Annotated in this window: 12 protein-coding genes; 4 read left to right on the top strand and 8 right to left on the bottom strand. The window is 70.5% G+C overall.

Annotated features, from left to right (window positions below):
- Positions 1-115: 115 nt before the first annotated feature.
- Complete coding sequence (groL, locus tag SNAS_RS05370) at positions 116-1,741, bottom strand: chaperonin GroEL (RefSeq protein ID WP_013016368.1); 1,626 nt, start codon at positions 1,739-1,741, stop codon at positions 116-118.
- A 61-nt stretch (positions 1,742-1,802) separates the two neighbouring features.
- Positions 1,803-2,099, bottom strand: coding sequence for a co-chaperone GroES (groES, locus tag SNAS_RS05365; RefSeq protein ID WP_013016367.1), 297 nt, complete (start codon positions 2,097-2,099; stop codon positions 1,803-1,805).
- A 232-nt stretch (positions 2,100-2,331) separates the two neighbouring features.
- Here groES and SNAS_RS05360 point away from each other — a divergent pair, with 232 nt between their 5' ends.
- Positions 2,332-3,543 carry a class I SAM-dependent methyltransferase gene (locus tag SNAS_RS05360; protein ID WP_013016366.1) on the top strand — a complete coding sequence of 404 codons (1,212 nt, stop codon included), beginning with the start codon at positions 2,332-2,334 and terminating at the stop codon, positions 3,541-3,543.
- Here SNAS_RS05360 and SNAS_RS05355 read toward each other — a convergent pair.
- Positions 3,504-4,229 carry a VIT1/CCC1 transporter family protein gene (locus SNAS_RS05355; RefSeq protein WP_013016365.1) on the bottom strand — a complete coding sequence of 242 codons (726 nt, stop codon included), beginning with the start codon at positions 4,227-4,229 and terminating at the stop codon, positions 3,504-3,506. The two genes, SNAS_RS05360 and SNAS_RS05355, sit on opposite strands and share 40 nt — an antisense overlap.
- Before the next feature lie 194 nt (positions 4,230-4,423).
- On the bottom strand, positions 4,424-5,329 hold the full coding sequence (locus tag SNAS_RS05350) for a DMT family transporter (RefSeq protein WP_211207320.1): 906 nt from the start codon (positions 5,327-5,329) through the stop codon (positions 4,424-4,426).
- Between the two features lie 68 nt (positions 5,330-5,397).
- On the opposite strand from SNAS_RS05350, the gene pdxR reads away from it, so the two are divergent.
- The 3 genes from pdxR to SNAS_RS05335 are packed head-to-tail and all read left to right on the top strand — an operon-like array spanning position 5,398 to position 8,839.
- On the top strand, positions 5,398-6,771 hold the full coding sequence (gene pdxR / locus SNAS_RS05345) for a MocR-like pyridoxine biosynthesis transcription factor PdxR (RefSeq protein WP_013016363.1): 1,374 nt from the start codon (positions 5,398-5,400) through the stop codon (positions 6,769-6,771).
- 22 nt (positions 6,772-6,793) lie between these two features.
- On the top strand, positions 6,794-8,317 hold the full coding sequence (locus SNAS_RS05340) for a hypothetical protein (protein ID WP_013016362.1): 1,524 nt from the start codon (positions 6,794-6,796) through the stop codon (positions 8,315-8,317).
- Positions 8,318-8,326: 9 nt separating this feature from the next.
- The gene (locus SNAS_RS05335; protein WP_013016361.1) at positions 8,327-8,839 is read left to right on the top strand and encodes a hypothetical protein; all 513 of its coding nucleotides are present in this window, start codon (positions 8,327-8,329) and stop codon (positions 8,837-8,839) included.
- 27 nt (positions 8,840-8,866) lie between these two features.
- On the opposite strand, the gene SNAS_RS05330 is transcribed toward SNAS_RS05335, so the two are convergent.
- The 4 genes from SNAS_RS05330 to SNAS_RS36515 form a co-directional block, all read right to left on the bottom strand.
- Positions 8,867-9,667, bottom strand: coding sequence for a sugar phosphate isomerase/epimerase family protein (locus SNAS_RS05330; RefSeq protein ID WP_013016360.1), 801 nt, complete (start codon positions 9,665-9,667; stop codon positions 8,867-8,869).
- Entirely contained in the window at positions 9,664-10,794 is a 1,131-nt protein-coding gene (locus SNAS_RS05325) for a dihydrodipicolinate synthase family protein (protein ID WP_013016359.1), read from the bottom strand. Before SNAS_RS05325 ends, SNAS_RS05330 begins: the two co-directional genes overlap by 4 nt.
- Positions 10,795-10,831: 37 nt before the next feature.
- On the bottom strand, positions 10,832-11,986 hold the full coding sequence (locus SNAS_RS05320) for a Gfo/Idh/MocA family protein (protein ID WP_013016358.1): 1,155 nt from the start codon (positions 11,984-11,986) through the stop codon (positions 10,832-10,834).
- Positions 11,987-12,080: 94 nt separating this feature from the next.
- Complete coding sequence (locus SNAS_RS36515; RefSeq protein WP_013016357.1) at positions 12,081-12,800, bottom strand: GbsR/MarR family transcriptional regulator; 720 nt, start codon at positions 12,798-12,800, stop codon at positions 12,081-12,083.
- Between the last annotated feature and the right edge of the window lie 87 nt (positions 12,801-12,887).

The raw sequence follows: 12,887 nt of genomic DNA, 5'->3' as shown, positions 1-12,887 counted from the left end.
AGATTACACACAGTTATGGCAATGTTTCGCCTGGTCAAAAGCGTCGTGGGGCGCCGCTCGACTCGAGCGGCGCCCCACGATAAGGCGAAGAATTCTCGCGAATGTGACCTAGGTCCTAGTGCGGGTGGCTGTGGCCGTGGCTGTGCCCGTGACTGTCGTCGTCGGCGGGCTCCTCCGGCTTGTCCACGACCAGCACGTCGGTGGTCAGGATCAGACCGGCGATCGAGACCGCGTTGTTGACGGCGTTGCGGGTCACCTTGACCGGGTCGACGATGCCGTCGGCGGCGAGGTCACCGTAGGTGCCGGTGGCCGCGTTGTAGCCGTGACCCCAACCGGCCTCCTCGACCTTGGACACCACGACGTCACCGGAGACACCGGCGTTGGCCGCGATGCAGTGCAGCGGGGACGCCAGCGACTTGCGGACCAGGTCGACGCCGACCTGCTCCTCACCGATCACGTCGAGCTTGTCCAGCGCCTCGCGCACACCCACCAGGGCGGTGCCGCCGCCGGGGACGACGCCTTCCTCAAGGGCCGCGCGGGTCGCCGAGACGGCGTCCTCGATGCGGTGCTTGCGCTCCTTGAGTTCGACCTCGGTGGCCGCGCCGACCCGGATGACGGCGACGCCGCCGGACAGCTTGGCCAGCCGCTCCTCCAGCTTCTCGCGGTCCCAGCTGGAGTCGGTCTGCTCGGCCTGGGTCTTGATCTGCGCGACCCGGGCGTCGACGGCGGCCTTCTCGCCAGCACCGTCCACGATGGTGGTGGTGTCCTTCTCGACGACGACGCGCCGGGCGTTGCCCAGCTGGTCGACGCCGACCTGGTCCAGCTTGAGGCCGATCTCGTCACTGACCAGCTGTCCGCCGGTCAGCACCGCGATGTCCTCGAGCATGGCCTTGCGGCGGTCGCCGAAGGCCGGGGCCTTGACCGCGCAGGCGCGGAAGGTGCCGCGCGCGGCGTTGACCACCAGGGTCGCCAGGGCCTGGCCCTCGACGTCCTCGGCGATGATCAGCAGCGGCTTGCCGGTGGGCTGCACCTTCTCCAGCACCGGCAGCAGCTCCTCGATCGAACCGATCTTGGAGTTGGTGATGAGGATGAGGGCGTCTTCGAGGACGGCCTCCTGCTCCTCGTGGTCGGTGACGAAGTACGGCGAGATGTAGCCCTTGTCGAACTGCATCCCCTCGGTGATGTCCAGCTCGGTCGCCAGGGTCGAACCCTCCTCGACCGTGATGACGCCGTCGGCGCCCACGGACTGGAAGGCCTCGGCCAGCAGGTCACCGATCCCGGCGTCCTGCGCGGAGACCGTCGCCACCTTGGCGATGTCCTCCTTGCTGGAGATCTGGTCGGCGCGGGCCAGCAGCGCCTCGTTGACGGCGGCGGCCGCGGCGTCCATGCCGCGCTTGAGCGCGATCGGGCTGGCGCCCGAGGCCACGTTCTTCAGGCCGCCGTGCACCAGCGACTGCGCCAGGACCGTGGCGGTCGTGGTGCCGTCTCCGGCGACGTCGTTGGTCTTGGTGGCGACCTCCTTGACGAGCTGCGCGCCGAGGTTGGCGTACGGGTCGTCGAGTTCGATCTCCTTGGCGATGGTGACGCCGTCGTTGGTGATCGTGGGGGCGCCGAACGACTGGTCGAGGACCACGTTGCGGCCCTTGGGACCCAGGGTCACCTTGACGGTGTCGGCCAGGTGGTTGACACCGTGCTCCAGGTTCTGGCGGGCGTCATCGGAAAACTTGAGGATCTTCGGCATCTCTAATTCCTCCTGATAGGACCGCCCCAGGACGCGAGTCCTGGGGCGGCTACGAAGATCGTTACTTCTCGATGACCGCGAGCACGTCGCGGGCCGACAGCACGAGGTAGTCCTCGCCGTTGTACTTGACCTCGGTGCCGCCGTACTTCGAGTACAGGACGACGTCGCCGGTCTTGACGTCGATCGGGACCCGGTTGCCCTTGTCGTCGACACGGCCGGGGCCGACGGCCAGGACGGTGCCCTCCTGCGGCTTCTCCTTGGCGGTGTCGGGAATGACGATGCCCGAGGCGGTGGTGGTCTCGGCCTCGTTCGTCTGAACCACGATGCGGTCTTCGAGCGGCTTGATGGCAACGCCCATGTTGGGATACCCCTTTACGTACACGGATGGTCTTGGTTTCAACGGGCTCGCCCTGCGCCGTCGCGGGGAACGAAGGGCTCGCTTCCGCCCACCAAATTAGCACCCTCGACGTGAGAGTGCCAACGGCCCTCCGACGGTTAGCAATCTCAGGGCCCGAGTGCCAGAATCCGGCGTAGACGCAGGGTGGGGCCTCACTCCGGGACCGTCTGGGCCCGGCGGCCAGAATAACGCTGTGGACATCGAGCGCTTGAACACTCAGACCGGGCGGGCGCTGTTGGCGCGGGCGGACGCGCTGCTGGCGGCCGATCCGCGGCGGGCGGCGGTGGCGTTGCGGCGTGAGACCGACGACGCCGCGCTGGCCTCGGCGGCGTTGACGCAGGCCGAGTCGCGGCGTTCGGCGGTGGCGAAGTTCGGGGCGGACGCGGCGCGGATGTTCTTCACCCGCGACGGCCTGGAGCAGGCCAGCCGCGCGGTCGTGTCGGACCGGCGGGCCCGGCGGGTGGCGGCGGCCGGGGCGGCGCGGGTGGCCGACCTGTGCTGCGGCATCGGATCGGACGCGTTCGCGTTGGTGCGGCAGGGGCTACGGGTGCTGGCGGTGGACAGCGATCCGGCGACGGCGGCCGTCGCGGCGGCCTCGGCGCGGGAACTGGGACTGGGCGACCGGATCGAGGTGCGGTGCGCCGACGCGCTGGCGACCGACCTGTCGGGGATGGACGCGGTGTTCGCCGACCCGGCGCGGCGGGTCAACGGCCGTCGGATCTTCGATCCGGCGCGGTACGTTCCGCCGCTGCCCGCGTTGTGGGAGGCGGCCGCGGCCGTGCCGCTGAAGGTGGGCAAGGTGGGGCCCGGCATCGACCACGCGGCGATCCCCGACGGCGCCGAGGCCGAATGGGTCAGTGTGGACGGATCGGTCGTGGAAGCGGCATTGTGGAGCGGCTTCGGCGACGCGGTGAGGCGGCGGGCGACGGTGATCGGCACCGGGCAGGCGGCCGATGGGCCGCGCGTCGCCGAACTGACCGGCGACGGTGAGCGCGAAGCCGAGGTCGGAGACGTCGGCGAGTACCTGTACGAACCGGACGGGGCGGTGATCCGCGCGCACCTGGTGGCCGAGCTGGCGGACGGTCTGGAAGCGCGGTTGGGGCACGAGGGCATCGCCTACCTGTACGCCGACAAGCTCGTGACCACGCCGTTCGCGACGGCCTACCGTATCGGGGATGTGCTGCCGTTTCACGTGAAAAGGCTTCGGGAAGCGTTGCGACAGCGGGGAATCGGACGGCTGACGATCAAGAAGCGCGGCGCCGACGTGGTGCCCGAGCAGCTGCGGACCCAGTTGCGGCCGTCCGGGGACGGCGAGGCGACCCTGGTGGTGACGCGGCTGGCGGGCAAGCACGTCGTGCTGCTGTGTCAGCCCGTGGCCACCCCGAACAGGTGGCCGACGACGTAGGTGACGGCCATCGTCACCACGCCGATGCCGACGTTGCGGGCGATCGCGGGGCCGGGCCCCGCCTGGCCGAGCCGGGCGCTGATGAGGCCGGTCAGTACGAGCGCCAGGACGACCGCGGCCGCGCAGGCGCCCACGCGCAGCGACACCGACGGCAGCAGGATCGCGACCAGCGGCAGCAGTGCGCCGATCGAGAACGACACGAACGAGGCGAAGGCGGCGGTCCACGGGTTGGCCGGGGCATCGGGGTCGATGCCGAGCTCGACTTCGGCGTGCGCGGCCAGAGCGTCCTTCTTGGTCAGTTCCCGGGCCACCTCGGCGGCCAGCTCCGGCGACAGTCCACGTTGTTCATACAGCCCGGCGAGTTCGCGTTCCTCCGCCTCGGGCATGGTCTTGAGCTCGCGCTTCTCCTTGCGGATCATGGCGCGTTCGGTGTCGCGCTGGCTCGACACCGAGACGTACTCGCCGCCCGCCATCGACAGCGCGCCCGCGACCAGCGCGGCGAGTCCGGCGGTGAAGATCGCCAGTCGCGAGGTGCTGGCCCCGGCGACACCGACGACGATTCCGGCGGTGGAGACGATGCCGTCGTTGGCGCCCAGGACCCCGGCGCGCAGCCAGTTGAGCTTGTCGCCGAGCCGTTCGTGGTGCGGCTCGCCGGGATGCGGTTGGTCGGCGGGTGTGTCGGTCACGGTGTCGAGTCAACCACCCGGGTGCGGTGGCGCGGTACGGGTTTCGGCAGCCGCGTGACGGCCGTCCCATCGGCTGGCCGAACCGAGACCGTTCGGCGCGGCCCCCGCCGGCGACCCGCCGCCGCGGCATCGTCCGACGACGGCCAACCGGCGGCGCCGCGTTCGGCCGCTTCGGCTCAGGTGCCGCCGCTGCGTCACGCGTTCTGCGACGCGACCACGGGGCCGACCCGGGCGGCCGTCCGTCGCACGCCGTACAGGATGCCGCCGACGACCAGCGCCGCCCCGAGGGCCTCGGCCGGGCTGGGCAGCCCCTGGCCCAGCAGCATCATGGTGGTGATCGCGCCGATCGGCATGATGCCCGCGAACAGGCCCGCGCGGTCGGGGCCCAGCCGGGGCAGGCTGTCGTACCACAGCAGGAAGCCCGCGGTGGTGACGACAAGTCCGAGGTAGACGATCGCGGACAGCTCGCCGAGGTCCGGGACGCGCAGCATCGCCGGACCGTCGATGAGCCAGCCCGCCGCCAGCAGCAGCGGCACCGAGATGACCGCCGTGTAGGCCGACACTCGCAGCGCGCCCAGTTTCGGCAGCAGCGGCACCGCCAACAGCGAGAACGACACCTCGCCCGCCAGCGCCACCGCGGCCAGCAGCGCGCCCAGCGGATCGCCGCCGCCCAGGCCGGTGGCCACGGCGGTCCCGACGGTCACCGCGACGGCCGCGACCAGCACCTGCCCGCTCGGCCGTCCGCTGCGGGCCACCAGCGGACCGAGGATGGCCATCACGATCGGCCCGGAGCCGACGATGGTGCCCACCAGCGCCGAGCTGGCGAAGTGGGTGGCCTCGGCGATGGCGACGTTGAAAACGGCCAGCCCGCCGATCGCCAGGGCCAGCAGCAGCACCACCTCGCGGCGGTTCAGCCTGACCGGTTCGGGTTTGCGGACCGCGAGGATCGCGCACAGCGCCACCGCCGCCAGCGCGTAGCGGATCGCGTGGGCGGTGTAGATCGGATAGTCGTTGATGGACGCGTTGACCGCCACGAGTGAGCCGACCAGCAGCATTCCCACGGTCGCCTGAATCGCTCCCCGGAGCCGAGACTTGTTCACGGTTTCGAGGCTAGAATCAAGTGGATCACGTTGCCAGACCATTCCCGACGAGAAACCATGGACCACTTGTGACCGAGCTGCCCTTGACCGTCACCCCCGGCGCCGACGGACTGGCCCGCGACATCGCCGCCCAACTGCGCGCCGCGATCCGCTCCGGCCGCCTGGCGGCGGGCACCCGGCTGCCGTCCAGCCGCGAACTCGCCGCCGACCTGTCGGTGTCGCGCGGCGTCGTCGTCGAGGCCTACGAACAACTCATCGCCGAGGGCTTCCTCATCTCCCGGCAGGGTTCGGGCACCCGCGTCGCCGCCATCGCCCGCCCGTCCGAGCCCGCCACCCCGCCGGCGGCCACTCCGCCCCCGGCGCCCCGCTACGACCTGCGACTGGGCACCCCCAACCTGTCCCGGTTCCCCCGCCGCGAATGGCTGTCGGCCAGCCGCCAGGTACTGGCCGACCTGCCCAACGAGGCCTTCGGCTACCCCGACACCGCCGGAGTCCCGGCGTTTCGCTCCGCGCTGGCCGACTACCTGGGCCGTACCCGCGCCGCGCTCGCCCGCCCCGAGCACATCGTCACCGTCGGCGGCGTCGCCGACGCCATCACGCTGCTGACCCGCGCCCTCGGCCCCGTCAAACTGGCCATAGAGGACCCCACGTCCCCGTTCCAGCTGCCGCTGTTGCGTTCCGCCGGAGCCGAACTCATCCCGGTCCCGGTCGACGGCGAGGGCATGGACATCGCCGCCCTGGAACGCACCGACGCCGACGCCGTCATGCTCACCCCGGCCCACCAGTACCCCACCGGTGTGGTCCTGTCCCCCGCCCGCCGGGCCCGGCTGCGCGACTGGGCCGCCGCCCGCGACGCCCTGGTCATCGAGGACGACTACGACGCCGAGTTCCGCTACGACCGCGAACCCATCGGCTGCCTCCAGGGCCTGCTGCCCGACCGGGGCGTCCTGATGGGATCGGTCAGCAAGTCCCTGGCACCCGGCCTGCGGCTCGGCTGGATCCTGGCCCCGCCCCGCATCGCCGCCGCCGTGGCCGACCTGCGCGCCAAGACCGACCTGGGCTCCCCCGTCCTCGACCAGTACATCGTGGCCCGGCTCATCACCTCGGGCGCCTTCGACCGCCACGTCCGCGCGATGCGGCTGCTGTACCGGGAACGCCGCGACGCTCTGGTCGCGGCCATCGGCACGTACCTGCCAACCGCCCGCATCGCCGGAATCTCGGCGGGACAACACATCCACATCGAACTGCCCGGCATCGACGAGGCGGAACTGGTCCGCCGCGCCCGCGACCTGGACGTGGGCGTCCGCGGCATCACCGAGTTCCGGGTCACCGCGACCGGCCCGTCCGGCCTGGTGCTCGGCTTCGCGGGCCTGACCCCCGACCAGCTCACCGAGGCGATGCGGTTGACGAGTGCGGTGGCGGAACTCGTGCATTTCCCGTGAAGCGGCGGCCGAGGATCCGGGTATGACGGATGGGTTCACGACGAAGCTGGAGAGCTACTCGAAACGGATTCGCCGCTGGGCGACCCGGCGCGAGATCGAACGCAAGGGCTACGGGTGCGAGGTCTGGTACGACGGCGGCGGAGATCCCGGCGGCACCGAACTCCCCCTGTCGACGTACCTGGATCCGTACGCGACCGCGGACTTCCGTGACAACGGGGGCTACTACGCGCCGTACGAAGGCGAGGTCTGGAACCACGTCCACGCCGAGTTCGACTGGGTGCACACCCGGATCATGGAATTCGGGAAATCCCAACCGTCCGCATTGGAATCCCTGATCACGGCCGTGCAGGCGGTCCCCACGACCTTGCTCGGCCGCAGCACCTGGCGCAACGACGGCGACCTGGGCGGCATGCACCAGTTCGAGACCCGGCAGGCCCTGACCGAGCGATACGGCCACGACGACGCGACCGTGGAACAGGTGCTGCTGACCGACGCCATGGACGTGCTCAGCGACTGGCGCGGCGCCACCGCGGGCGCCTTCACGACCACCTTCGGCTCCAACGGCGGCGCGTGGGAGGGCATCGCCGAGCAGAACTACTACCTCGCCGAACACCTGCTCGCCGGTCTGGAGGCCCAGCTGGCCGTCAATACCACCACCCGCGAGAGCGTCATCCGGACCTGCTCCAACACCATCGAGGCGCTGTGGGACGTCAACGAGGGCGGCGGCGACGCCTCCACGTTCCTGACCATCTTCGGCGCGGTGGCCAGCGTCGCGCTGGTCTCGTTCCCGCTGGCCGGAGCCATCACCGCGGCGGCGTTCGCGATCACCACCGAACTGGTGAACCAGGCGCAGAGCGACAGCGGCGACGTCGTCACCGGCGCGCCCGGCAGTCAGGAACACGCCATCACCGGTGCCACCCCCGCGGAGATCCTGGACTGCATGGCCAGCGCCTTCGACAAGATCATCCTGACCGCCGCCGAGCACGAGGACACCCTCCGCGACACGCTTTACGACGCCTACAACGCGGTGACCAGCAGCGCAGGTGCCCGGTCGACGTTCGAGATCACCTTCGAAGAGGGCACGTCCATGGACGACATGGGAGACCGCGAGGTCTCGGTGTCCGACGACGAACTCAAGGAAGCCGCGACGGTCCACTTCCCCCGGGCGACCCAGCGGGTGCTGGGCGCCAACGCGGACCTGGCGGCCTCCCACGGGGGCGAGTCCGCCGCCTTCGCCGCCGAGACCGGCTCCGGCACCACGGCGGCGCACCCCGCCTGGACAGCGCTGCGGGACCTGCTGCAGGACCTGACCGCCACCAACGGCGGCAAACTCGAGTTCGCGGGCCAGTTCCTGTACGACTTCGCCGTCGAGACCGGCGTGGTCGACGCGGACAACGCGGAGGCGGTCAACGCGTCGAACATCTACGCGGACAGCGAACCGCGGTCGACCGGCAGTACCCACGAGCCGATACCGGTCGTCGAGGACGAGAACGGCGAGACGACCTATGTGACCGACCCGGGAAACGTCCCCGGCGAGCCCCAGTAGGAGACCCGAATGTCCACAGTCGTCGACCGCCTGCAACGCATGACGCTCAACCTGACCTCCCCCGACGGAAACCTCTGCGCCACCGTCGACGCCGAACGCCGTGCCCGGTTCCACCTCCGCGACGAGACGCGCTTCGAGCGCTACGACGCACCAACACTGTCCACACAGGTCAAGGCGCTGCTCACCACCATGAACTCCGGACGCGAACTGGGCATCAAACGGGCCTACGCCGCCGACGGCCGTGAACCCGCCGCCGTCAACGGCACCCACTGGGACGCCGCCCACCGCCGCTTCGAAGCAGCTCTGGCCACATTGGAACTCGAAGGCTACTCCGAGGACGGACTCCTGCTCCTGCAGTCCGGCTTCGACCTGTCCGGCTACCGGGTCACCATCGACCGCGACGACCTCCCCCGCACGTCACCCGAACAGTTCCTCCGGGAACTGTCCGGCGCCTACCGCGACCTGCTGGCCCACCGCCGCCAGCGACGGGCCGAACTGCTGCGCGAACACCTAGGCACCTGACACCGCCCGGGTCCCGACGACGGCGGGTCAGGCGACGTGTTCGGCGTACCGCTTGAGGGTTTCGGCCAGTACCTCCGCACCCGGGCGGGCCCACAGCGCGTCGTTGAAGATCTCGACTTCGACCAGGCCGTCGTAGCCCGCCGCGTCGGCGGCGTGGCGGAAGCGACGCAGGTCGATGACGCCGTCGCCGAGCTGGGCGCGGCCGGTGAGGACTCCGGCGGGCAGCGGGGTCGACCAGTCGGCGACCTGGAACGAGGAGATCCGGCCCCGGGCGCGTTCGATCGCCGACCACACCGTTGGGTCCCACCAGATGTGGTACGTGTCGACGACGACGCCGACGGTGGTCGCGGGGAAGCGCTCGGCCAGGTCGAGGGCCTGGTCGAGTGTGGAGATGACGCAACGGTCCGAGGCGAACATGGGGTGCAGCGGCTCGATGGCCAGCCGGACACCGGAAGCCGCCGCGTGCGGGGCCAGTTCGGCGATGGCCTCGGCGACGGTTTCGCGGGCCGCGTCGAGGTCGCGGGAGCCGGATGGCAGGCCGCCGCAGACCATGACCAGTTCCGAGGTGCCCAGGGTGGCGGCCTCGTCGATGGCACGACGGTTGTCGTCCAGGGCTTCGCGGGTGCCGGTGGTGAGGAAACCGCCCCGGCACAGGCTGGTGACGGTGACGCCGCTGTCGCGGACCCTGGCGGCGGTGGCTTCCAGACCCTTGTCGGCCACCGGTTCCCGCCACAGGCCGATGCCGATCTCGGCACGGGCGCAGGCTTCGACGGCTTCGAAGACGTCCCAGTGCTTGGTGGTGGCGTGGTTGAGCGAGAAGCGGTTCACTGGCCCGCCACCGTCAGCAGCGACCGCATCCGGTCGGCGGCCAGTTCGGGGTCCGGGAACAGTCCGATGCGGTCGGCCAGCGTGAAGACCTCGGTCAGGTGGGTGATGGAGCGGGCCGACTCCAGACCGCCGACCATGCGGAAGTGGTCCTGGTGGCCGCTCAGCCAGGCCAGGAAGACCACGCCGGTCTTGTAGTTGAAGGTGGGGGTTTCGAAGACCTTGCGGGCCAACGGGACCGTGGGGTCGAGAATGGCGCGGAAGCCCGCGGCATCGCCCGCGTCGAGGCGGGCGGCGGCGGCCGAGGCGAAGCGGGCCAACGGGTCGAAGATGCCCAGCAGGGCGTGGCTGTGGCCGTGTTCGTCGCCCTCGATCAGCCACGGGTAGTTGAAGTCGTCACCGGTGTAACAGACCACGGAGTCGGGAAGCGCGCGCCGGAACGCGATCTCGGCCTCGGCGTCCAGCAGCGAGATCTTGACGCCGTCGATGCGTTCGGGGTACTCGGCGATCAGGTTCAGCAGCGATTCGGCGGCCAGTTTCAGGTCGGTCGAACCCCAGTAGCCGGTCAGCGCCGGGTCGAACATGGAGCCCAGCCAGTGCAGGATCACCGGGCGCTCCACGCGTTCCAGCAGCTGCCGGTAGACCGAACGGTAGTCCTCGGGGGTCTTGGCCACGGCGGCCAGCGCCCGGGAGCACATCAGGATCGGGGTGGCGCCGGTGACGCCGACGGTGAGGAGCTGCTCGATATAGGCTTCGGCCACTTCGGACATGCTGGCCGGGCCGACGAGCTGGTCGGTGCCGACACCGCAGGCCAGTGGAGCGCCGTCGGCCTCGGACACCGTGCGCCAGATCAGTTCCCGGGTCGCCTTCCAGTCCAGGCCCATGCCGCGCTGCGCGGTGTCCATGGCCTCGGCGACGCCGAGTCCCTGCGACCACAGGTGCCGCCGAAACGCCATGGTGGCGTCCCAGTCGAGGGTGGCCGGACGGCCGGGACCGTTGTCCGCCAGCGGATCGGCCACGACGTGCGCGGCGGCGTAGATGGTGCGGGAGGGAAAGGACTCGACGGCCGGGAAGACCGTCGGCTGACGCAGTTCGTAGCGCCCGTGTCCGGGTAGGTCGATCGTGGTCACTGCGATGGCTCCAGCGGTTCGGGGACGGTTTCGGTGGTCACAGCGTCAACTGCGGCAGTTCGACGCGGCGGCCCTCGGTCGAGGAAAGGTACCCGGCCTCGGCCAGCTGCACACCCCGGCTGGCGGCCAGGAAGTCGTGGTGCCAGGGCGCGTCGTCCACGACGTGGCGCAGGAACTCCTCCCACTGGGTCTTGAAGCCGTTGTCGAACTCGGCGTTGTCGGGCACTTCGCTCCACTGTGACCGGAAGTCGACGGTCTGGTCGATGTCGGGGTTCCACACCGGTTTCGGGGTGACCGAACGGTGCTGGGCCCGGCAGCGGCGCAGTCCCGCCACCGCGCTGCCCTCGGTGCCGTCCACCTGGAACTCCACCAGCTCGTCCCGGAAGACCCGGGTGGTCCAGGAGGAGTTCATCTGGGCCACGACGCCACCCTCCAGCTCGAAGATCGCGTAGGCGGCGTCGTCGGCGGTGGCGGGGTAGCCCTTGCCGGATTCGTCGAAGCGGCGCGGCACGTGGGTGGACACGTGCGCGGTCACCGACTTGACCGGGGCGATCAGGTTCTCGAAGACGTAGCTCCAGTGCGGGAACATGTCCAGCGCCATGCCGCCGCCGTCCTCACTGCGGTAGTTCCAGGATGGGCGCTGCGCGGCCTGCCAGTCGCCCTCGAACACCCAGTACCCGAACTCGCCGCGCACCGACAGGATCCGGCCGAAGAAGCCGGAGTCGATGAGCCGCTTGAGTTTGAGCAGGCCGGGCAGATAGAGCTTGTCGGCGACGGCGCCGTTCTTGACGCCGTGTTCGCGGGCCAGCCGGACCAGGTCCAGGGACTCGTCGAGGCTGGTGGCGATGGGTTTCTCGCAGTAGACGTGCTTGCCCGCCTTGATGGCGGAGCTGACCGCGGCGAGCCGGTGCTGGGTGGTGAGGGCGTCGAAGTACACCGAGACCGACGGATCGGTCAGCACCTCGGGCAGGTCGGTGGAGTACCGCTCGATGCCGTGCCGCTCGGCGACTTCGGCGAGTTTGGCGGCGTTGCGGCCCACCAGGGTCAGCTCGGGCCAGATCACCGAGCCGTCGGGCCGGGGCAGACCGCCCTGTTCCCGGATCGCCAGCAGCGAACGCACCAGGTGCTGCCGGTATCCCATGCGTCCGGTGACGCCGTTGACGGCGATGCCGATGTCGATCCGAGAGGTCATGAGGGGGCTCCAAGGGGCGTGGCAAGCATGGCAAACGTTTGCCAGTGAGCTTAGCATCACGCCGCGACCACGTCGAGGCCCGCGATCTCCGGCCTCAGTCCCGTGAGCGGTCGCGACGCCGCATTTCCTGCCACCGCACCAGTTCCCGGGCCAGCGCGTCGCGCAGGAACCGGGTGAACTCGGCCATCTCGGCCAGCCTGGCCCCCGCCGGGGTGCGCGGCCCGAAGATCTCGGCGCCCTCCCCGGCCGCCGAGGCCCAGCGGGTGTGCAGTTCGACGGTGCGCGACCAGCCCTGGAACCAGCTCTCGTCGACGAGATAGCGCTCGCGGCGTTCCCCGGGGACGCGCTCGCGTCGCAGCAGCCCGAGGGGTTCCAGGTAGGCGACGGCCTTGGACACCGACGCCGCGCTGATGCCGAGTTGGTCGACCAGGTCCGCCGAGGTCAGGTACGGCTCGTCGGTGATCAGGACGCTGACCAGCACTCCGGCGGTGATCGGCGGCAAGCCCATGTCGGCCATCATCGCGGTGTACCGCTTCCGGAAGTCCCGCACCGCCGCCGGGTCGCGTCGGTAGTCGCCGTCGTCGCGCGGCCGAGGCGAGGACGGCACCGGCGCGGCGCGGTGCGCCCGGCGTCCGGTGTCGTGCTGCGCCAGCTCGGCCCGGTAGCCGTCCCGGCCGCCGTTGCGGGCCACCTCGCGGCTGATGGTCGAGGTGGGGCGGTCCAGCCGCCGGGCGATCTCGGCATAGCCCAGCCCCTCGGCGAGGCCGTCGGCGATCAGGCGTCGATCGGTGGGGGTCAGGCGGCCTCCGGGCATGGGCGGAAGTCTAGTTTCACGCGCGGCTCATTGCAATATTCCCCGGTGACGGATCCGTTGAATTCACGGTGTCAGTCATTGCAATTA

Source organism: Stackebrandtia nassauensis DSM 44728, from assembly GCF_000024545.1.
In the GTDB taxonomy this organism is placed as follows: domain Bacteria; phylum Actinomycetota; class Actinomycetes; order Mycobacteriales; family Micromonosporaceae; genus Stackebrandtia; species Stackebrandtia nassauensis.
The sequence above is the reverse complement of the archived record's forward strand: the minus strand, read 5'-3'. Positions and strand labels throughout refer to the sequence as shown.

Coding starts and splice junctions, on each gene's coding strand:
- SNAS_RS36515 (WP_013016357.1), bottom strand. CDS start 12,800: ATGCCCGGAGGCCGCCTGACCCCCACCGATCGACGCCTGATCGCCGAC.
- SNAS_RS05320 (WP_013016358.1), bottom strand. CDS start 11,986: ATGACCTCTCGGATCGACATCGGCATCGCCGTCAACGGCGTCACCGGA.
- groL (WP_013016368.1), bottom strand. CDS start 1,741: ATGCCGAAGATCCTCAAGTTTTCCGATGACGCCCGCCAGAACCTGGAG.
- SNAS_RS05340 (WP_013016362.1), top strand. CDS start 6,794: ATGACGGATGGGTTCACGACGAAGCTGGAGAGCTACTCGAAACGGATT.
- SNAS_RS05335 (WP_013016361.1), top strand. CDS start 8,327: ATGTCCACAGTCGTCGACCGCCTGCAACGCATGACGCTCAACCTGACC.
- groES (WP_013016367.1), bottom strand. CDS start 2,099: ATGGGCGTTGCCATCAAGCCGCTCGAAGACCGCATCGTGGTTCAGACG.